We start from the raw sequence: 18,710 nt of genomic DNA, 5'->3' as shown, positions 1-18,710 counted from the left end.
CTGGTCGACAGCGCACCGGACATCAGGGCCGCGGTCAACCGGATGCTTGCAACAGAGCGGCTTGCGCCGCTCGACCTGCCCACGGTGGTGTCATTCATCGGCAACGGGTTGCCCGTGCTCGTTGAACGGGTGATGCGGCTGCGCGGCCTCGCCCCCGAACGGCACGAGGAACTGACGCGGCGGACACTTGATCTCTACAGCCGGGCCGGTGCCGAACTGACCCGGCCCTACCCCAACATGATCGCGACGCTGGAAACGCTGGCCGACGCCGGATTCGCGCTTGGCGTCTGCACGAACAAGCCCGAGGCCCCGGCGCGCGACATCCTGCGCGCTCTCGACATGGATCGGTTCTTCGGCGTGGTCGTGGGCGGCGACAGCCTGCCCGTGAAGAAACCCGATCCGGCACCGTTGCATCGCGCTTTCGAAACGCTGGGGCACGACAGGCGCCTTTACGTGGGCGACAGCGAAATCGATGCCGAGGCGGCCGAACGCGCGGGCGTGCCCTTTGCCCTTTTCACCCGTGGCTATCGCAAGGTGCCGGTGGAGACGCTGCCCCATGCCTTCCGCTTTGACGATTTTGCCGCGCTGCCGGGTTTCGCGCTGCACCGCGCCTGACCGGCGCGGGATGAGCGGAATCATTGCTTGGGTTTGTCGTCGTATTGATCCGACAGGATGCGCCGGGCATCGCCCTCGGGATCGTCATACTGGTTGCTGCGCACCGTGAAGACAAAGAACAGGAGCCCGATCCCGCCAAGGATCAGGGAGATGGGGATCAGGACCGTCAGGACATTCATCGCTCACCTCAATCGCAATGCATTGAGCGAAACCGTAATCGAAGAGGCCGACATCGCCAAGGCCGCAATCAGCGGCGTAGCAAAACCCGCCACCGCCAGCGGCACGGCAATCACGTTGTAGAGTGTCGCGATCTGGAAATTCTCGCGGATCCGGCGCACGGCCGAACCGGCGGTGCGCACCGCGTCGGCAATCGGGCTCAGATCGCCACCCAGAAGCACGATATCACTGGCCACACGCGCCGCGTCGAGCGCGCTGGCCGGCGAGATCGAGACATGCGCCGCCGCCAGCGCCGCCGTGTCGTTGAGCCCGTCACCCACCATCAGGACATGCCGCCCCTCGTCCGCCATGGCCTGCACCCGCGCGGCCTTGTCCGCGGGCAGCGCCTCGGCCAGCCAATGCGGAATCCCGAGGCGGTTTGCCATGTCCTCGACCGCCGGGGTGCTGTCGCCGGACATGAGATAGACATCCTTGCCCGCGTCCTTGAGCGCCACGATGGCCGCTTCGGCCCCGGCGCGCAGCCGGTCGGTGAACTCGAACGCCTGCGGGCTCTCATCGCCGACCCTGAGCCACGCCGCCGTGCGTGAGAGCCGTGGTGCCTCGACCCAGGCCGCGCGGCCAAGGCGCACCTCGTGCCCCTGCCAGCGCCCGCGCGTGCCATAGCCCGGCACCTCGGAGATGTCCTCGACCTCTGCGGCCTCGAACCCCGCCGCGCGCGCCGCCGCGGTCAGCGAGACCGAAAGCGGATGCGACGATCCCTGCGCCAGCGCCAGCGCGATCCCGATGTCGCGGCTCGTGACCTGATCGAGGTTCATCACCTCGGGCGTGCCCGCGGTCAGGGTGCCGGTCTTGTCGAACACCACCGTATCGACCTGTGCCAGCCGTTCGAGGGCGGTGGAATGCTTGATCAGCATCCCGCGCCGAAAGAGCCGCCCAGAGGCGGCGGTCGTCACCGCGGGCACGGCAAGGCCCAGCGCGCAAGGACAGGTGATGATCAGCACCGCCGCCGCGATATTGAGCGCGGTGCGCATGTCGAACGTGTAGAGATACCAGCCGACAAAGGCGAGCGCCGAGAGAATATGAACCCCCGGCGCATAGAGCTTCGCAGCGCTGTCGGCCAGCGAGGTATAGCGCGAGCGCCCCGATTCCGCGATCGCCACCAGATCGGCCATGCGATGCAGCGATGTTTCCTCGCCCACGGCCGTGGCGCGCACGGTCAACGGCCCGGTCAGGTTGACCTCGCCCGCCGAGACCGCCTGCCCCGGCCCGCCATAGACCGGGATCGTCTCGCCCGTCAGCAGGCTACGGTCGATCTCGGACCGGCCCTCGACGATTTCTCCATCCACCGGCATCCGCCCGCCCGGCCGCACAAGGACCAGATCGCCCACGGCAAGCTCGGACACCGGGACCTGCCGTTCCTCACCCGCCGTGACGCGGATGGCGCGCGGCACCTCCAGCGCGGCCAGTTCCTCGGCCGCCGAACGTGCGATCGCCCGCGTGCGGTGATCGAGATAGCGCCCCGCCAACAGGAAAAAGGTCAGTGCCAGTGCGGCGTCGAAATAGGCGTGCTTGCCCGAAAGCGATGTCTCCCAAAGCGACGTGACCAGCGCCAGCACGATCGCCAGCGTGATCGGCACATCCATGTTGAGCCGCCCGTGCTTGAGCGCGGCCCAGGCATTGCGGAAGAATGGCTGCCCGGAAAAGGCAATGGTCGGCAGGGCGATGGCAGCACTGATCCAGTGGAACATGTCGCGGGTGGCATCCGCCGCCCCCGACCAGACCGACACCGACAACAGCATCACGTTCATCGACGCGAACCCCGCCACCGCGAGCCGCATCAGCAATTCGCGTCCGGCCCTGTCGGTCTCGGTCGCCGAAAGCGTGCCGGCATCAAGCTCATGCGCCTCGTATCCGATGTGCTCCAGCACGCGCACGAGATCCTCGGGCCTGACCTCGGGGGCGGCCTCGACCGTGGCGCGCTTGAGGGTCAGGTTGACCCGCGCGCTCTCGACGCCCGGATGGGCCGCCAGTGCCTTTTCGATGGTGGTGATACAGGCCGCGCAATGCACCCCCGGCACCGACAGGGCGATGCGCACATCCTTTTGCGCCTCCTGTTCGGCCAGGGCCTCGGCCGCGGGGGCCGCGCTACAGGCCGGGCAGGCCGAGATGTTGGGGCGCATCGTGGCGGTCATCGGCCTGCCCTCACCGGCTCACGCGAACCTTGAGGCGCTGGCGATACTCGGTGCCATCCTCGGCGGTGGCGACCATGCGCAGATCCCAGTTGCCGTCATCAAGCTCCGCCGGCGCGACATAGGCGGAGCCATTGAACACGAAGGCGGGTTCGCTGTCCTGCTTGACATGGGTGGGCCGGCCCAGGAGAACGTCCAACTCCCGCACCTCGACCGGCGCGCCCGCCTCGTCGGTGATCTCCAGGGTCAGCACGCCGTCGGTCTGCTGCGCCGAGACCGTCCAGCCGAGCGCCTCCTGCGCGGCGCGGCGTTCATCGAACTTCTGGCTGGCAACATAGGAATTCTTGACCTCGAGCCCCGGAAAGGTGCTGACCGCGCTATAGGCCATCACGAGGTTCACGGTGATGATCACACCGAACGCCCCGACAAAGACGATCGCCATGTGCTTGCCGGTGAATTTGCGTTCCCTGGTCATCGGCTTTCCTTCCCGTTGAAGACAGTGTCCTTGTAGGCGCGGTCGCCGCTCATGTCGTCCTCGACCCAGAATCGGAACTCGACCCGGTCGCTTTGCGCCGGGACCGACCCGCCCGGCGCCACCACGTAGGCCCGCACCGGAAGGGCGGTGTCGGCAGGCACCATCACGGTCTGCCCGTCGGCGCCCTCGACATCGACACTCAGCGCCGGATCCCCCGTCACGGAAAGCACAAAAGGACGTGCCTCGCCATGCTTGTTGCGCAGCCTGATCTCATAAGTGTTGCGGATCGACCCGTCGGACATGGTCACATAGGTCGGGTTGCGCACCGGCGCGACGGTCATGTCGATATCGCTGCGGATGAACAGCGCCACCACAAGCGCCACCCCGACAAGCGACCACAGCGAGGTATAAAGGATCGTGCGCGGCCGGAAGACATGCTGCCAGATCGGCTTCGGCGGCTCGCCGGCGCGTTCGCGTTCCTCGTCGGTGAAGGCCATGTAGTCGATCAGCCCGCGCGGCTTGCCGATCTTCTCCATCACCTCGTCGCAGGCGTCGATGCAAAGTGCGCAGGTGATGCATTCCATCTGCTGGCCATTGCGGATGTCGATCCCCATCGGGCAGACATTGACACAAGCCATGCAGTCGATGCAATCGCCTTGCGGCTCACCGGCCTTGACGGCTTCGGAATGCTTGCGCGGCTCGCCACGCCATTCGCGATAGGCCACGGTCAGCGTGTCCTCGTCCGTCATCGCCGCCTGGATGCGCGGCCAGGGGCAGGCATAGATGCAGATCTGTTCGCGCGCGAAGCCGCCGAAGAAGAACGTGGTGCCGGTCAGGATCGCCACGGTTGTATAGGCGATCGGATGCGCGTTGAGCGTGAAGAGATCGACAAACAGCGTTGGCGCATCTGCAAAATAGAACACCCAGGCCCCGCCGGTCGCCATCGCGATCAAAAGCCAGGTCACCCATTTTCCCAGGCGCAGCCGCGCCTTGCGAAGATCCCACTTCTTCTGACGGTGCAGGCGCAGCCGGGCGTTGCGATCGCCCTCGATCCAGCGCTCGACAAGGATGAACAGGTCGGTCCAGACCGTTTGCGGGCAGGTATAGCCGCACCAGACCCGGCCCAGCGCCGAGGTGAACAGGAAAAGGCCCAACCCCGCCATCACCAGAAGACCGGCGATGAAATAGAACTCGTGCGGCCAGATCTCGATCCAGAAGAAATAGAACCGCCGGTTGGCCAGATCCAGCAGCACCGCCTGGTCCGGCAGGCTCGGCCCCCGGTCCCACCTGATCCACGGCGTGACGTAATAGATCCCCAACGTGACGACCATGATGACCCATTTCAGGTTGCGGAAGTTTCCATACACCTTCTTGGGAAAGACCGGTTCGCGCGCGGCATAAAGCTGTTGTGGTTCGGCTTGGGACAACGGGTTCACTCCGGACTTCTTGACCTCATATGATGCACCTTTTCACAGGAGCGATCACAGGCGGCCTTGACCTGTATCAAATTCTGCATCTAATAGTTATCAATTGGCAGGGAACACATCCGCGACCTTTTGCCCGAGATGAAAATCCCCTCGGTCAGTCAGGGGCTTTCGGTCGCCGTTTCACGCCAGTGACCTTGTCTTGAACAGGGTGGCACCGGCCTTCCAGGAAACGCGCGAACAGGACGGAAGGGCCGGTGCCGTATCCCGGGGGCCAAGGCCCCCGGAATTCTTTGTTCATTCGCCGCCGCCCAACTGGTGGACATAGACCGCAAGGGCGCGCATCTGTGCATCGCTCAGGCGATCCTGCCATTGCGGCATGACCCCGTAACGCGAGTTCCACACCGTCTCGCGGATCGACGCATAGTCCCCGCCATAGAGCCAGATCGCATCGGCAAGGTTGGGCGCCCCCTGAAAGGTGTCACCCTCGCCATCGTCGCCGTGACAGGAGGCGCAATTGTCGAGATAGACCTCCTCTCCTGCCTCGACCAGCGAAGCGTCGCGGGGCTCACCCGACATCGACATGACGTAGTTGACCACCTGCTCGACCTCTTCTTCGCCAAGCAGCTCGTCGGCGCCGAAAGCGGGCATTTCGGAAACGCGCTCGTAATCCTCGTCGGTCTCGGGATTGCGCACACCGACCCGGATCGTGGTGTGGATATCCTCGATCGTGCCCCCCCAGAGCCAGTCATCGTCCTGAAGGTTGGGATAACCGACACCGCCGGCCGCGCCCGAGCCATGGCACTGTGCGCACCATGTCTGGTAGAGCGCCGCGCCGGATGACCGGGCATAGGAATAGAGCTCGCTGTCGGTCTCTTCCTCCACGAAGGAGGCCAGTTCGACCTCTTCCAGCTCGGTGTTCTTGGGCGCGTTGCGTTCGGAAAAGCTCTCGATCTCGTCGGCGACGTTTTCGCGCGTCGACCAGTTCAACAACCCCGAAGTCGCCTGGTTGATCCCCGGCCATGCGGGATAGGCGATGGTATAGCCGACCCCCCAGATGATGGTCGCGTAGAATATCCAGACCCACCACTTGGGCAGCGGATTGTTGTATTCCTCGATTCCATCCCAGCTGTGGCCGGTCGTTTCAACTTCGTCTTTTTTCTTTTCAGGTTGCTTGGCCATGTCTCACGACTCCTCGGGCTGCCGCTCGGGGGCGGGCTTGTCTTCATGCCGGAACGGGATGTTGGCCACGTCCTCGTAGGTCTCGGTGCTTCCCGGCCGGAACAGCACCCAAAGGACCATCCCGACAAAGAACGTGAACAGGGCAAGCAACATCCAGCTATCGGCGAACTGTCGCAGAAAGGTATAGGTTTCCATCTCGCCCCCTTACCGTGTGCCACTGTGCTCGAAGGTCGAGAAATCGACCAGGGTGCCCAGCATCTGCATATAGGCGATCAGCGCATCCATCTCGGAAATGCCAGGCTGACCGTCGAAATTGCGCACGTTGACATTGTCGCCATACCGATCCAGCAGCCCGTCGAAATCGCTGTCGGGATCGGCCTGCGCGGCGAAATCCGACCGCGCATTCTCGATCATCTCGTCAGTATAGGGCACCCCGACGAAGCGATGCGTCTTGAGGGTGTCGGCGATGTATTCGCCATCGATCAACTGACGTTCGAGGAAGGCGTATTTCGGCATCACCGATTCCGGCACCACCGATTGCGGGTCACGGAAGTGATCCACATGCCAGTCATCCGAATAGCGGCCACCGACGCGGGCAAGATCCGGCCCGGTCCGCTTGGACCCCCACTGGAACGGGTGGTCGTATTGCGACTCCGCCGCGAGACTGTAGTGGCCATAGCGTTCGACCTCGTCACGCATCGGGCGGATCATCTGGCTGTGACAGACATAGCACCCTTCACGAACATAGATGTCGCGCCCGGCCAGTTCGAGCGGGGTGTAGGGGCGCATGCCGTCCACATCCTCGATCGTGTTTTCCAGCCAGAAAAGCGGTGCGATCTGAACGATGCCGCCGATGGTCACCACCAGGAAGGCGAAGATGGCCAAAAGCGTGACGTTCTTTTCAAGAACCCTGTGTTTGTCGAGAATTGCCATTTTTCCGGCCCTCCTTATTCAGCCGGAACGACATGGTCCGTGGCCTTGACGGCCGGCGAACGCTTTACAGTCATCCAGAGGTTATAACACATGATGATACCGCCCAGCAGGTAAAGCACCCCGCCCAGACCGCGCACCACATACATCGGAAGCTTGGCAGCCACGGTATCGGCGAAGGAGTTCACGAGGAAACCGTTCGCGTCCACTTCGCGCCACATCAGGCCCTCCATGATCCCCGTCACCCACATCGAGGCGGCGTAGAGGATGATCCCGATCGTGGCGAGCCAGAAGTGCCAGCTCACGAGCCGCAGGCTGTAAAGGCCCTCGCGGTTCCACAGGCGCGGCACAAGGAAGTAGAGCGCGCCGAAGGTGATCATTCCGTTCCAGCCCAGCGCACCCGAATGCACGTGCCCGATGGTCCAGTCGGTGTAATGCGACAGCGAGTTCACCGCGCGGATCGACATCATCGGCCCCTCGAAGGTCGACATGCCGTAGAACCCCACCGAAATGACCATCATCCGGATGATCGGGTCGGTGCGCAGCTTGTCCCATGCGCCCGAGAGCGTCATCAGCCCGTTGATCATGCCGCCCCAGGAGGGCATCCAGAGCACGATCGAGAACACCATGCCCAGCGTCGAGGCCCAGTCGGGCAGCGCAGTATAGTGCAGGTGGTGCGGACCGGCCCAGATATAGATGAAGATCAGCGCCCAGAAGTGAATGATCGACAGTTTGTAGCTGAAGACCGGCCGTTCGGCCTGTTTCGGGACAAAGTAATACATCATCCCCAGGAACCCCGCGGTCAGGAAGAAGCCCACCGCGTTGTGGCCGTACCACCACTGCGTCATGGCGTCCTGCACACCCGAGAACACCTGCACCGATTTCGACCCGAAGACCGAGACGGGAATGCTCAGGTTGTTGACCACGTGCAGCATCGCAACAGTGATGATGAACGAAAGAAAGAACCAGTTGGCGACGTAGATATGCGGCTCCTTGCGCTTCATGAGCGTGCCGACAAAGACAAGAAGGTACGCCACCCAGACGATGGTCAGCCACCAGTCCACGTACCATTCAGGCTCGGCATATTCCTTGGACTGGGTCGCCCCCAGCAGGTAACCCGACGCAGCCAGCACGATGACAAGCTGATACCCCCAGAACACGTACCACGCGAGGTTGCCGCCCCAGAGCCGCGCCGCGCTGGTGCGCTGCACGACATAGAACGAGGTGGTAATCAGCGCGGTGCCGCCAAAGGCAAAGATCACGGCACTGGTATGCAGCGGCCGCAAGCGCCCAAAGTTCAGATAGGGCTGTGCCCATTCGAAATTGAGCACCGGAAAGGCAAGCTGAAAGGCAATGGTCACACCGACCAGAAAGCCCACGACCCCCCAGAACGCGGTCAGGATCACGCCCGCGCGCACCGGTCCATCCATGTATTCGCCCGAAAGATCGACCGCGGCGACCGGCTCACCCGTGCGGCGCAACGTCCACAGGAAAAGCCCTGCAGCAACCAGCGCCACCGTCAGCGCGTTGACCATATAGGCCACGTCACGTGCGTAATTCGCTGCGATCAAGGCCAGCACCGTGATCACACCAAGCACGATCAGCTTGATATAGTTACCCATTGTTCGTCCCTTTGTCTTTCCCGGCGCGACTCGACACACCGCGCCCGGTGTTATGACCCCCAGTCTAATGCGGGGCATCAGATACTCAAACCTTGATCTGTATCAAAAATAACGTTCGAATTCCCTGATACCCATAAAAGAGACAGCGACCTACTGTCGCTATGCTCGTGCCGAAACTCATTCCCAGGAGACGACAATGGCCTATAAATCCCTGTTTTCGGTTCTCACCGATCCGAAACTGACCGAGAACACCCTGGCACATGCGATCGCGATGGCCGAAACGGTCGATGCGCATCTCGACGTGCTGTGCCTTGGCGTCGATCGCAGCCAGACCGGCTATTACTATGCGGGTGCCAACGCGATGGTCCTCCAGGAAACCATCAACCGCGCGCAAGAGGACGCCAAGTCGATCGAGGCCCAGGCCCGCGACATCCTCGGGCGCTCGGGCATCCGCTGGGCCACCGACACCGGCGTCGCGCAGCTGGCCGATATCGGCCGCCATGTCGCCGCCCATGCCCGGTTCTCCGACCTGGTCATCCAGCCCCAGCCCTATGGCGAGGATCGCGGCGCCGAGCTTGAACCCGTGGTCGAATCTGCGATGTTCGAGGGCCAGACCCCGGTTCTGGTCGTGCCCGACGATGGCGGACCCAAACCGGCACCCGAATCGGTCATGATCGGCTGGAACGAAAGCGCCGAGGCGCTCAATGCCGTGCGCGCCGCCCTGCCGATGCTCGCAACCGCGGAAACCGTGCACGTGGTGGTGATCGATCCGCCGACCCATGGGCCCAACCGCTCCGATCCCGGCGGGCTGCTGTCGCAGTATCTCTCGCGCCACGGGGTCCGCGCCGAGGTCGACGTGCTGTCGAAAACCCTGCCACGCGTCTCGGACGTGCTGACGCGCCACGCCACCGATATCGGCGCCGACATGATCGTGATGGGGGCATATGGCCATTCGCGCTTCCGCGAGGCGATCCTCGGCGGCGCCACGCGCTACATGCTCGAACAGGCCAAACTGCCGGTGTTCATGGCGCATTGAAGGACCAGCCCGCGCGCGCCTGCACCACAGGCGGGCGCGCTGCCGCTGTCAGACGAACCTGACCGGGCGCAACCTGCCCTACTCCAGATCCAGTTCGCTCAATTCGTTCAGCAGATCGAGCAGTCTTTCGATCTTGTCGCGCCCGAATTTCTCTTCGAGCCGCGCAAAGATCTCCTGGCTTTCCGGCGCGGCCGCCCTGAGCAGCGCCACCCCCTCGGGGGTGATGTCCAGCAGCACCCTGCGCCGGTCGCTCGGATGGTCCTTGCGCCGGATCATCCCCTTGCGTTCCAGATGCTGCATGATCCGCGTCAGGCTGGGGTTGAGCAGGCACGCCGCCTGCGCCAAATCCTTCGGGTCCATCGTGCCGCGCTCGTCCAGCACCCGCAGCACCCGCCATTGCTGTTCGGTCACATCGACCTTCTGCAGCATCTGCCGGACCGGTGCCATCATCTTCTCGCGCGCCCGCAGCATCGCAATGGGCAGCGAGCGGGAGGTCTCGGGCAGGTCGGGCCGGTCGGTGTCGCGTTCCGTCATTGCGTTTCTTTGGCCGATTTCGCCGCTCCGGGCAAGTGGGCGAATCGTTGCACGGCCGTGCGCAGGGGTAACGACCCCTGTTCGCTCCACGCCGCGGCGCGGCGGTGCACGCCCGGCAGCCGGGGCGCAGCCGCGAGTCACCCCCGGATTTCGCGGCATCGCAACCTGTTAATCGTTGCCGCCTCAGCCCTCGGAAACCCCGGCCTCGGCGAATGTCGCCATGCCCGAATGACAGGCCAGCGCGCCTTGCAAGATCCCGATCGCCAGCGCCGCGCCGCTGCCCTCGCCCAGTCGCATCCCCAGCCGCAAGAGCGGCTCTTTTCCCAATGCTTTCAATATCCTGGGATGTCCCGGCTCGATGCTTTCATGCCCCGCCACCGCGTGGTCGAGCGCGCCGGGCACCGCCCGCTCGAGACAGGCAGCCGCAGCGCAACAGATGAATCCGTCGAGGATCACCGGAATCCGCAACATCCGCGCCCGCGCCATCGCCCCGGCCATCGCGGCAAGCTCGCGCCCGCCCAGTCGGCGCAGAACCTCCAAGGGGTCGCCCAAGGCATTGGAATGAAAAGCAATTCCCTCACGCACCACCTGCGCCTTGAGGGCCAGCCCGGCCTCGCTCACGCCGGTCCCCCGGCCCACCCAGTCCTCGGGCGCGCCGCCGAAAAGGCCACAGGCCACGGCCGCCGCGCTAGTGGTGTTCGCGATCCCCATCTCGCCCGTCACCAAAACGTCCGACTCCGGCCGGACCGAATCCCAACCCGTTTGAATCGCTTGCAGAAATTCCACGTCACCCAGCGCGGGGCCTTGCGTGAAATCCGCCGTCGGCCGATCGAGTTCGAGCGCGAAGACATCCATCCGGGCGGAAAAATTTTCCGCCAACTGGTTGATCGCCGCACCACCGGCCCGAAAATTCGCCACCATCTGCGCCGTCACCTCTGCGGGAAACGCCGACACCCCCCGCGCCGCAACCCCATGATTTCCTGCAAAAACAACGACTTGCGGGTGCGTGATTCGCGGGCGCGCATCACCCCGCCAACCCGCGTACCAGATCGCCAGATCTTCCAGCCGCCCCAATGCCCCCGGCGGCTTGGTCAGCGCAGCGTTGCGTTCCTGCGCAGAAACACGTGCATTTTCAACGCTGTGCGGTGCCGACTCCAGTTCTTTACGAAATTCCGCGACGGTTGCGAACCCGGTCATGACATCCCCGTTGATCTGATCCGTTTGTGCGTGTTTAACCCCCGAAGACGCGGTCACAACCGAAAAAGCGGATCCGATCATGCGCGACCCTCATCTGTCGGACCGGCTGCGCGACCTGGCGGTGGCAACCTCTTTGCTCACGCGGCTGCCGATCCACCTGCCCGCCGCCGCCTTCGACCATGGCGCGCGCAGCGCATGGTGCTGGCCGGTGATCGGGTTGTTGCTGGCCGGATTGGCCGGCTGTGTCGCCCTGATCGGCCAAGCCACTGGTTTGGCTCACGAAATCTCGGCACTCCTTGGCCTTTTCACGCTCGTCGTTCTCACCGGCGCGATGCATGAAGACGGGCTTGCCGATGTGGCCGACGGGTTCTGGGGCGGCCACGAGCGCGGCCGCCGCCTCGATATCATGCGCGACAGCCGGATCGGCGCCTATGGCGTCATCGCCCTGGTCCTCGGCCTTGGACTGCGCGCCATGGCACTGGTTTCCTTGGGTATTTTCATGATACCGGGGCTCTTCGCCGCCGCTGCCCTGTCGCGTGCCGCGATGGTCGTGACCATGGCCGCACTGCCTCACGCACGCCGCGACGGCCTCTCTCGCGCGACCGGCCGCCCGTCGGCCATGATCGCCACCATCGCCTGCGCCATCGCGCTCGTGGTCGCGCTGCTGCTCACCGGCAAGGCCGCCCTGCCCGCCATCCTTGCCGTCGCAGTCGCGACCGCCGGTGCCATGCATGTCGCCCGAAGGAAAATCGGCGGACAGACCGGCGACGTGCTCGGCGCGACCCAGCAACTCAGCGAGATCACCGCCCTGCTCGCCCTCTCCGCCGCGCTCTGACCGGCTTTTTTCCTGTTGAAAATACTCGTTTTTCCGCCCTCGCCACTGGCCCGCCCGCTGCGGGTGGCTGCGCAAAACAAGACCGCGCCCCCGGAGGAGCGCGGTCAGCATTCGTAAAGGCTTGTGAAAATCAGGCCGCGCGCGACAACAGAACCTCGTCCAGTTCCTTTGCGGCGGCAACCTCGTCACCGCCCGCAACCGCCGCCATCTCCCGGGTCAGCCGTTCCAGCGCCGCCTCGTAAAGCTGGCGTTCGGAATAGCTCTGTTCGCGCTGGTCATCGCTGCGATGCAGGTCGCGCACCACTTCGGCAATCGCGATCAGGTCGCCCGAGTTGATCTTTTGCTCATACTCCTGCGCCCGCCGCGACCACATCGCGCGCTTGACCTTGGCCTTGCCCTTGAGCGTTTTCATCGCCTGGCTCACCACGTCCGGGCTTGACAGGCCGCGCATACCGATCTCGGTTGCGCGGTTTGTCGGCACCCGCAGGGTCATCTTGTCCTTTTCAAAGGAGATCACGAACAGTTCGAGCTCGAACCCCGCAACCTCCTGCTTCTCGATCGACACGATCTGGCCCACACCATGGGCCGGATACACAACATAATCATTCGGACGAAACTCCGACTTCTTCGCCTTGCTCATGCAATCATTCCTCGCATTGCATCCCCGAAACCCGCCCGGCCATCGCGAAACAACCATTGCGGAGCGTGAGACACGCCCTCGCGCCGGTTGATTTTGCGCAAATAAAACCACCCAAGGAACAGATGCTCGTTTGGATGGTGTCAGGCAAATCTCATCATTTGTGTCAGCAATATAACACGACTCGCGACCGGATCAAAGTGCCTCCGGGTCAAAACTGATATTCTTCCCGGCTTGTCAGGCACTTGTCCGCCAGTCCGCCGCAGCGGAAACCCCGAATCAGCCGCCTTCGCCAGGCGTCTCCGAGAAGTATTTCTCGAGCTTGCCATCCTCGCCGTCGCGGTCCTCCGCCTCGGGCAACGGATCCTTCTTGGAGATGATCACCGGCCACATTTCCGAGTATTTGCGGTTGAACTCGACCCAGTTTTCCATGTCCGGCTCGGTGTCGGGGCGGATCGCGTCGGCGGGGCATTCGGGCTCGCAGACGCCGCAATCGATGCACTCGTCGGGATGGATCACCAGCATGTTCTCACCCTCGTAGAAGCAATCCACGGGGCAGACCTCGACACAGTCAGTGTATTTGCAGGCGATGCAATTGTCGGTCACGACATAAGTCATATCGGAAATCCATCATTGGCGACATCGGACCCTAGCTAATTCACTCACCGGGATCATTCAAGCGCCCGGTTGTCACATATCGCCCGACCCGCGCAGCGCGTCGATCGCGCGCCGGTCACGCTTGGTCGGCCGCTCCCCGCCCGAGGGCGCACGCGGTTCGGCCTTTGGCGTCAGATCCTCGTAAAGCGCCTGCGCCTCGGTCGCGGGGCCGCGCCGCTCGCCCATGGCCACGATCCGCACCACCCGGATCACCCGCCCCTGGGCAAAGGTCAGCACATCGCCCGGCCCGACCGCGTGCGCGGGCTTGAGCACCTTGTCGCTGTTGACCCGCACATGCCCTGCCCCCACCTGTCTGGCTGCGCGGCTGCGCGTCTTGAAGAACCGCGCGAAAAACAGCCACTTGTCGAGGCGTATCCGCGCATCCCCGGCCAAGGTTCAGCTCTTGTCCTTCAAACCCATCAGCGCCGCGGCAAAGGGGTTGTCGGGGTCTATGCGGTCCTTCTTCTTCTCGGGCCGGGCCTCGAAACGGCGCGCGCCCTGCTGTGGCTTCGGCCCCTTCTTGCCCTTGTTGTCTCGGGGTTTGCCCTTCGGCGCATCCCCGCGCGGGGCGCCCTTCGCCCCGTCCTTGCGGGCCTCGCGGCGCGGTCCCTTGCGCGTCTCCTGGCGCCCTCCCGCCTTGCGCCCGCCCCATGTGAAGGTAAAGAACACCTCCATCTCGGGCGCATCCTCGGCATCCGGCCCGGTAAGGGCACCTGTCGCCTCGGGGGTTTCACTCGCTGCAAGTGCCGGTTCGGCATCCGAGGGCGGGGTTTCGGGCGGCGGAATATCGTTCGGTGCGTCTTCTGCGGCCGGTGTTTCGGTTGCTTCGGTTTCGGGCACGGGTGCTTCTGGCGTCTGCGCAGCCCCGTCACCGGCTTCCGCAACGGGCTTTGCCTTCACCCGCTCGCCGCGCTCGGCCTTGTAGCCCAGCCCCTGCATGAGATCGGCGAACTGCTCCAGCGTCATCCCCGTGATCGAAAGCATATCCGGGTTGGCCTCGAACCCCGCGCGGCTGTTCTGCGCGCGCAGCATGTCGGCCAGCCGTTCGAGCATGTCGATGCGGATCGCCCGCTCGCCGGCGGTGTGATAGCCGCACATCGCGTCCACCCCCGGGATGGCATCGCGCGGCGCGGGCACGGTCACAAGGCCCGGCGGCGGCGCCTCAGGGAACGTGTCGAACCCCTTTGCAAGCGACCACAGCACAAGGCGCAGCCGCGTCGGCGCGGGCTTGAGCAGTAGCGGCATGAAAATGGTGAACTGACCGAAGCGCACGCCATGCTTGCGCAGGCTGCCGCGGGCATCCTGATCGAGCGCGCGCACATCCTCGGCCACCTCGGCGCGCGGGACGATCCCGAACCCCTCGACCAGCCGAAAGGCAAAGCCCCGCGCCAGGCCGCTCAGCGTCTCGTCCCGGCTCATCGCCAGAAGCGGCTCGAACAGCGTGGCGATCTTGCGGTCGATGAAATGCTGCAACCGGCGCGTGACCTTCTGCGCGACCTCCTCGCCCGCCTCGTCATCGACAAAGGCCTTGACCTGCGGCTTGAGCGGCTCAGGACCGGCGACGAGCTTGCCGACCGCCTCGTTGCCCCACATCAACCCGCCCTGTTCGGTGAAATCCATCTCGGTATCGGGCGCGTTGTAGAACCGGTCGGCGCGCAGGTGGAAATGCGGCGCAAGCGCCTTTTCCGCGGCCTGACGCAGGGTCTTCGCCTCCTGCCCGGTCGCCGCCTTGTCCAGCACGAACCGGAACCCCTCCAGACGGCCGGCAAATTCGCCCTCGACCGTCACCTCGCCCTTGTCATTCACCTCGGCCAACATGGCCTCCTTCTGCTTGAGCCGGCGCAACAGCACGCTGGTGCGCCGATCCACGAATCTCTGCGTCAGCGCGCCGTGGAGCGCATCCGACAACCGGTCTTCTACCGCGCGCGTGGCGCCGCGCCAATGGTCTTCGTCACGCAGCCACCCGCGACGCTGTGCGACATAGGTCCATGTGCGGATAAAGGCCAGACGTTTCGACAATGTGTCAATATCGCCATCGGTGCGGTCGATCCGCTTGATCTGGCGCGCGATCCAGTCCTCGGGAACCGCCCCGTGCTCGTGCAGGAAACCGAAGATCGCCTGCAACAGCCCGGCATGTTCGGCATGGCTGATACCGCGGAAATCGGGAATCCGGCACACGTCCCACAACAGCCGCACCGAGTTGCCGTCGCTGGCCCGCGCGCGGGTCTCGGCCTCGTCCGACAGCGTGCGCAGCGCGATCAGATCGTCCGCATCGCGCGCACGCACTAGGAGTTCATCCTCGGGTTTGGCCTCGAGCGACCTGATCAGCGCATCCACCGCGCCGAACTGCAACGCGGCGTTGCGCCATTGCAGCTTGCGCACCGGGGTAAAGCTGTGGCCCATGATCGCCGCGGCCACCTCGTCGGCCAATGGCGGCGCCTCGCCGGTCACGCCGAAGGTGCCGTCACTCATCCCGCGCCCGGCCCGGCCCGCGATCTGGGCCAGTTCGTTGGGCGCCAGCGGCCGCATCCGCCGCCCGTCGAACTTGGTGAGCGAGGAAAAGGCGACATGGTTGATATCGAGGTTGAGCCCCATCCCGATCGCATCCGTCGCCACCAGGAAATCCACGTCGCCGTTCTGGTAAAGTTCGACCTGCGCGTTGCGCGTGCGCGGGGAAAGCGCGCCCATCACCACAGCCGCCCCGCCCCTCTGGCGCCGGATCAACTCGGCGATGGCATAGACGTTCTCGACCGAAAAGCCGACGATGGCACTGCGCGGCTGCATCCGGCTGATCTTCTTCGCCCCGGTATAGACAAGCTGGCTCATCCGCTCGCGGGCGACGAACTCGGCCCCCGGCACCAGCGCCCGGATCGGCCCGCGCATCGTGTCAGACCCCATGAAGATGGTCTCGTGCTGGCCGCGCGCCCTGAGCAACCGGTCGGTGAACACATGACCCCGCTCGGGATCGGCACAAAGCTGGATCTCGTCCACCGCCACGAAATCCGTGCCCATCCCTTCGGGCATGGCCTCGACCGTGCAGACCCAGTATTGCGCGCGCTCCGGCACGATCCGCTCTTCGCCGGTGACCAGCGCCACCACCGACGGTCCGCGCGCCTTGACGATCCGGTCATAGACCTCGCGCGCCAGCAGGCGCAACGGCAAGCCGATGATGCCCGAGCGATAGCCCAGCATCCGCTCGATCGCGTAATGCGTCTTGCCGGTATTCGTGGGGCCAAGGACCGCCACGATCCGTCCATCTCGGCGCATGGGAAACTCGTCTCCGGTTCAGAGCTCGACGCCGTTCACCCCACGGTCGAGCCGCTTGATCGCTGCTGCTGCCCGTTCATGGTGCGGATGAAGCTGCAGCACAAGCCCGAATGCGTCATAGGCCGGGCCGGGCCGGTCCAGTTGTTCGAGGATTACACCAAGACCGAACAGCGCCTCGTATTGCCGCGGATCAAGCGCCAGCGCGCGCTCGAGATCGGCAACGGCGAGACCATGGTGCCCCTTCGCGAAAAACGCCCTGGCCCGGCCATGCCAGCCTTCGGCATAATCCGGCGCGTGGTCGATCAAGGCGCCGAAATGCTCGATCGCCGCGTCGAAATCCCTGCGTTCCAGCGCATCGCGCCCACGCTTTTGCAGAAGGTCCATCGCCGGCGAGCCGGATTTGCGCCACTCCATCTGGATTTCCTGCTCGATCTGTGCCGCATCACGCGAATCATCGGCCCTTTGCAAGCGATCGAACAACTCGTCCATGCGGTCACCATCTGCGGCCAGAGGCATGGAATACATGACTAGCCCGATGGCTGCCGCGACGATAGGTTTGAGATCGGTTCGAAACATGCTCATAGTGTTGCCGAGTCTAACGCCAATTGCGGGAAATGGCACCCCCGCATTCGAACCGAGAAAGGCACCGAAGATGAGCGAAGTGATTACCCAGGCCGTCGAGGCCCTGAACGAAAAAATGGGCGGAGAGGGTTTCTCCGGCTCGGCCAAATTCGTGATCGAGGGCGAAGGCTCGATCGTCGTCGATGGTGACGGGGCGCGCGTGGGTGACGACGACACCGACGTCACGCTCACCGCCGATGCCGACACGTTCAGCGCCATGCTCTCGGGTGAACTGAACCCCACGGCCGCCTTCATGTCCGGCAAGCTGTCGGTCGATGGCGACATGGGCATGGCCATGCAGCTCGGGTCCGTCATCGGCTAAACCATGGAGAGCGCACCGTTTTTCGATGAAATCGCCGATGGCCCGGAGGGCGGGGCGGCGTGGTGGCTTACCACTCTGGACGGTGTGCGTATCCGAATCGGTGCATGGGGACACGGCACGGAAGACGGGGCGACGAAAGGCACCGTTCTGCTGTTTCCCGGCCGCACCGAGTATGTCGAGAAATACGGCCGCGCGGCGCGGGACCTGCTCTCGCGCGGCTATGCGACCCTTGCCATCGACTGGCGCGGGCAGGGCCTTGCCGACCGTATGATCGACGACCCCGTCACCGGCCATGTCCACTGGTTTTCCGACTATCAAAAGGACGTGAGGGCGATGGTGGCCGCTGCCGAATCCTTCGGCCTGCCCCGGCCCTTCTTCCTTCTGGCCCATTCGATGGGCGGCTGTATCGGTTTGCGGGCACTTCATGAAGACCTGCCCGTCGCGGCCGCCGCCTTTACCGGGCCGATGTGGGGCATCGCCATGGCACCTTCCACCCGGCCCGCGGCCTGGGCTCTGGCATGGGGTGGCAAGATGTTCGGCTTCGGCCATCTCAACGCACCCGGCACAGGTGGCGACTCCTACGTGATGACCGCCCCGTTCGAGGACAACGTGCTCACCACCGACCCAGAGATGTTCACCTACATGCAGGACCAGGGCCACGCCCATCCCGAACTGCTTCTCGGTGGGCCATCGCTGCGCTGGCTGCACGAGGCACTCACCGAATGCCGCGCGCTCGACCGTATGCCCTCGCCACACCATCCCGCGATCACCTTCCTGGGCAGCAACGAACGCATTGTCGAGACTGACCGAGTCACCTCGCGCATGGCACGCTGGCCAAATGGCACGCTTGAGATGATCGAGGGCGGCGAGCACGAGGTGCTGATGGAAGGCCCCGAAACCCGCGCGCACATATTCGACCGGATGTGCCGTTTCTTTGCCGATCACGCGGGCGGCAAACCCCACGCGATCGGCGCCTGAACAGGGCGAAGA

General features: G+C 64.4%; 20 protein-coding genes. 5 read left to right on the top strand and 15 right to left on the bottom strand.

Translation table 11 applies throughout. The annotated features are described in order from the left end of the window. A partial coding sequence (gph, locus tag ACESL9_RS08375) for a phosphoglycolate phosphatase (protein WP_372674712.1) occupies nt 1-615 on the top strand: 615 nt, incomplete at its 5' end. Between the two features lie 20 nt (nt 616-635). Here gph and ccoS read toward each other — a convergent pair. From ccoS to ccoN, 8 genes are all read right to left on the bottom strand, one after another. Continuing rightward, nucleotides 636-794 carry a cbb3-type cytochrome oxidase assembly protein CcoS gene (gene ccoS / locus ACESL9_RS08370; protein WP_372611031.1) on the bottom strand — a complete coding sequence of 53 codons (159 nt, stop codon included), beginning with the start codon at nt 792-794 and terminating at the stop codon, nt 636-638. A gap of 3 nt (nt 795-797) precedes the next feature. Beyond that, a complete protein-coding gene (locus ACESL9_RS08365; RefSeq protein WP_372674711.1) occupies nt 798-2,984 on the bottom strand; it encodes a heavy metal translocating P-type ATPase in 2,187 nt (728 codons plus the stop codon). 10 nt (nt 2,985-2,994) lie between these two features. Beyond that, the gene (locus ACESL9_RS08360) at nt 2,995-3,456 is read right to left on the bottom strand and encodes a FixH family protein (RefSeq protein WP_372674710.1); all 462 of its coding nucleotides are present in this window, start codon (nt 3,454-3,456) and stop codon (nt 2,995-2,997) included. Continuing rightward, nucleotides 3,453-4,892 carry a cytochrome c oxidase accessory protein CcoG gene (ccoG, locus tag ACESL9_RS08355; RefSeq protein ID WP_372611025.1) on the bottom strand — a complete coding sequence of 480 codons (1,440 nt, stop codon included), beginning with the start codon at nt 4,890-4,892 and terminating at the stop codon, nt 3,453-3,455. Before ccoG ends, ACESL9_RS08360 begins: the two co-directional genes overlap by 4 nt. Before the next feature lie 285 nt (nt 4,893-5,177). Next, complete coding sequence (gene ccoP / locus ACESL9_RS08350; RefSeq protein WP_372611023.1) at nt 5,178-6,062, bottom strand: cytochrome-c oxidase, cbb3-type subunit III; 885 nt, start codon at nt 6,060-6,062, stop codon at nt 5,178-5,180. 3 nt (nt 6,063-6,065) lie between these two features. Beyond that, nucleotides 6,066-6,257 carry a cbb3-type cytochrome c oxidase subunit 3 gene (locus ACESL9_RS08345; RefSeq protein WP_372611021.1) on the bottom strand — a complete coding sequence of 64 codons (192 nt, stop codon included), beginning with the start codon at nt 6,255-6,257 and terminating at the stop codon, nt 6,066-6,068. A 9-nt stretch (nt 6,258-6,266) separates the two neighbouring features. Further along, complete coding sequence (ccoO, locus tag ACESL9_RS08340) at nt 6,267-6,995, bottom strand: cytochrome-c oxidase, cbb3-type subunit II (RefSeq protein WP_372611019.1); 729 nt, start codon at nt 6,993-6,995, stop codon at nt 6,267-6,269. 14 nt (nt 6,996-7,009) lie between these two features. Beyond that, nucleotides 7,010-8,614 carry a cytochrome-c oxidase, cbb3-type subunit I gene (ccoN, locus tag ACESL9_RS08335; RefSeq protein ID WP_372611017.1) on the bottom strand — a complete coding sequence of 535 codons (1,605 nt, stop codon included), beginning with the start codon at nt 8,612-8,614 and terminating at the stop codon, nt 7,010-7,012. Nucleotides 8,615-8,810: 196 nt separating this feature from the next. On the opposite strand from ccoN, the gene ACESL9_RS08330 reads away from it, so the two are divergent. Further along, a complete protein-coding gene (locus ACESL9_RS08330; protein ID WP_372611015.1) occupies nt 8,811-9,650 on the top strand; it encodes a universal stress protein in 840 nt (279 codons plus the stop codon). Between the two features lie 78 nt (nt 9,651-9,728). Here ACESL9_RS08330 and hpaR read toward each other — a convergent pair whose 3' ends face one another. Together hpaR and cobT are read right to left on the bottom strand one after the other, a co-directional pair. Beyond that, a complete protein-coding gene (gene hpaR, locus ACESL9_RS08325) occupies nt 9,729-10,184 on the bottom strand; it encodes a homoprotocatechuate degradation operon regulator HpaR (RefSeq protein WP_372674709.1) in 456 nt (151 codons plus the stop codon). 183 nt (nt 10,185-10,367) lie between these two features. After that, the gene (cobT, locus tag ACESL9_RS08320) at nt 10,368-11,381 is read right to left on the bottom strand and encodes a nicotinate-nucleotide--dimethylbenzimidazole phosphoribosyltransferase (RefSeq protein ID WP_372674708.1); all 1,014 of its coding nucleotides are present in this window, start codon (nt 11,379-11,381) and stop codon (nt 10,368-10,370) included. 79 nt (nt 11,382-11,460) lie between these two features. Here cobT and cobS point away from each other — a divergent pair, with 79 nt between their 5' ends. Further along, on the top strand, nt 11,461-12,216 hold the full coding sequence (cobS, locus tag ACESL9_RS08315; protein WP_372611009.1) for an adenosylcobinamide-GDP ribazoletransferase: 756 nt from the start codon (nt 11,461-11,463) through the stop codon (nt 12,214-12,216). A gap of 130 nt (nt 12,217-12,346) precedes the next feature. Here cobS and ACESL9_RS08310 read toward each other — a convergent pair whose 3' ends face one another. The 5 genes from ACESL9_RS08310 to ACESL9_RS08290 form a co-directional block, all read right to left on the bottom strand. Continuing rightward, nucleotides 12,347-12,856 (bottom strand): CarD family transcriptional regulator, encoded by a 510-nt coding sequence (locus tag ACESL9_RS08310; protein ID WP_372611007.1) that lies wholly within the window; start codon nt 12,854-12,856, stop codon nt 12,347-12,349. A gap of 276 nt (nt 12,857-13,132) precedes the next feature. Next, on the bottom strand, nt 13,133-13,471 hold the full coding sequence (gene fdxA / locus ACESL9_RS08305; RefSeq protein WP_372611005.1) for a ferredoxin FdxA: 339 nt from the start codon (nt 13,469-13,471) through the stop codon (nt 13,133-13,135). A gap of 72 nt (nt 13,472-13,543) precedes the next feature. After that, on the bottom strand, nt 13,544-13,903 hold the full coding sequence (locus ACESL9_RS08300) for an RNA-binding S4 domain-containing protein (protein ID WP_372611003.1): 360 nt from the start codon (nt 13,901-13,903) through the stop codon (nt 13,544-13,546). 3 nt (nt 13,904-13,906) lie between these two features. Beyond that, entirely contained in the window at nt 13,907-16,777 is a 2,871-nt protein-coding gene (locus ACESL9_RS08295) for a helicase-related protein (RefSeq protein ID WP_372674707.1), read from the bottom strand. Between the two features lie 18 nt (nt 16,778-16,795). Beyond that, nucleotides 16,796-17,359 (bottom strand): tetratricopeptide repeat protein, encoded by a 564-nt coding sequence (locus tag ACESL9_RS08290; RefSeq protein ID WP_372674705.1) that lies wholly within the window; start codon nt 17,357-17,359, stop codon nt 16,796-16,798. A 70-nt stretch (nt 17,360-17,429) separates the two neighbouring features. Between ACESL9_RS08290 and ACESL9_RS08285 the strand changes: the two genes are divergently transcribed. Both ACESL9_RS08285 and ACESL9_RS08280 read left to right on the top strand, forming a co-directional pair. Next, nucleotides 17,430-17,720, top strand: coding sequence for an SCP2 sterol-binding domain-containing protein (locus tag ACESL9_RS08285; protein ID WP_372610997.1), 291 nt, complete (start codon nt 17,430-17,432; stop codon nt 17,718-17,720). Between the two features lie 3 nt (nt 17,721-17,723). Then, on the top strand, nt 17,724-18,698 hold the full coding sequence (locus tag ACESL9_RS08280) for an alpha/beta fold hydrolase (RefSeq protein WP_372610995.1): 975 nt from the start codon (nt 17,724-17,726) through the stop codon (nt 18,696-18,698). Nucleotides 18,699-18,710 lie beyond the last annotated feature (12 nt).

This window comes from Aquicoccus sp. (assembly GCF_041686535.1).
Classification (GTDB): Bacteria; Pseudomonadota; Alphaproteobacteria; order Rhodobacterales; family Rhodobacteraceae; genus Aquicoccus.
The sequence above is the reverse complement of the archived record's forward strand: the minus strand, read 5'-3'. Positions and strand labels throughout refer to the sequence as shown.

Excerpts from the sequence above, each read along its gene's own strand:
- ccoS (WP_372611031.1), bottom strand. The coding sequence starts at position 794 with ATGAATGTCCTGACGGTCCTGATCCCCATCTCCCTGATCCTTGGCGGG.
- ACESL9_RS08365 (WP_372674711.1), bottom strand. The coding sequence starts at position 2,984 with ATGACCGCCACGATGCGCCCCAACATCTCGGCCTGCCCGGCCTGTAGC.
- ACESL9_RS08360 (WP_372674710.1), bottom strand. The coding sequence starts at position 3,456 with ATGACCAGGGAACGCAAATTCACCGGCAAGCACATGGCGATCGTCTTT.
- ccoP (WP_372611023.1), bottom strand. The coding sequence starts at position 6,062 with ATGGCCAAGCAACCTGAAAAGAAAAAAGACGAAGTTGAAACGACCGGC.
- ACESL9_RS08345 (WP_372611021.1), bottom strand. The coding sequence starts at position 6,257 with ATGGAAACCTATACCTTTCTGCGACAGTTCGCCGATAGCTGGATGTTG.
- ccoO (WP_372611019.1), bottom strand. The coding sequence starts at position 6,995 with ATGGCAATTCTCGACAAACACAGGGTTCTTGAAAAGAACGTCACGCTT.
- ccoN (WP_372611017.1), bottom strand. The coding sequence starts at position 8,614 with ATGGGTAACTATATCAAGCTGATCGTGCTTGGTGTGATCACGGTGCTG.
- ACESL9_RS08330 (WP_372611015.1), top strand. The coding sequence starts at position 8,811 with ATGGCCTATAAATCCCTGTTTTCGGTTCTCACCGATCCGAAACTGACC.
- hpaR (WP_372674709.1), bottom strand. The coding sequence starts at position 10,184 with ATGACGGAACGCGACACCGACCGGCCCGACCTGCCCGAGACCTCCCGC.
- cobT (WP_372674708.1), bottom strand. The coding sequence starts at position 11,381 with ATGACCGGGTTCGCAACCGTCGCGGAATTTCGTAAAGAACTGGAGTCG.
- cobS (WP_372611009.1), top strand. The coding sequence starts at position 11,461 with ATGCGCGACCCTCATCTGTCGGACCGGCTGCGCGACCTGGCGGTGGCA.
- ACESL9_RS08310 (WP_372611007.1), bottom strand. The coding sequence starts at position 12,856 with ATGAGCAAGGCGAAGAAGTCGGAGTTTCGTCCGAATGATTATGTTGTG.
- fdxA (WP_372611005.1), bottom strand. The coding sequence starts at position 13,471 with ATGACTTATGTCGTGACCGACAATTGCATCGCCTGCAAATACACTGAC.
- ACESL9_RS08295 (WP_372674707.1), bottom strand. The coding sequence starts at position 16,777 with ATGCGCCGAGATGGACGGATCGTGGCGGTCCTTGGCCCCACGAATACC.
- ACESL9_RS08290 (WP_372674705.1), bottom strand. The coding sequence starts at position 17,359 with ATGAGCATGTTTCGAACCGATCTCAAACCTATCGTCGCGGCAGCCATC.
- ACESL9_RS08285 (WP_372610997.1), top strand. The coding sequence starts at position 17,430 with ATGAGCGAAGTGATTACCCAGGCCGTCGAGGCCCTGAACGAAAAAATG.
- ACESL9_RS08280 (WP_372610995.1), top strand. The coding sequence starts at position 17,724 with ATGGAGAGCGCACCGTTTTTCGATGAAATCGCCGATGGCCCGGAGGGC.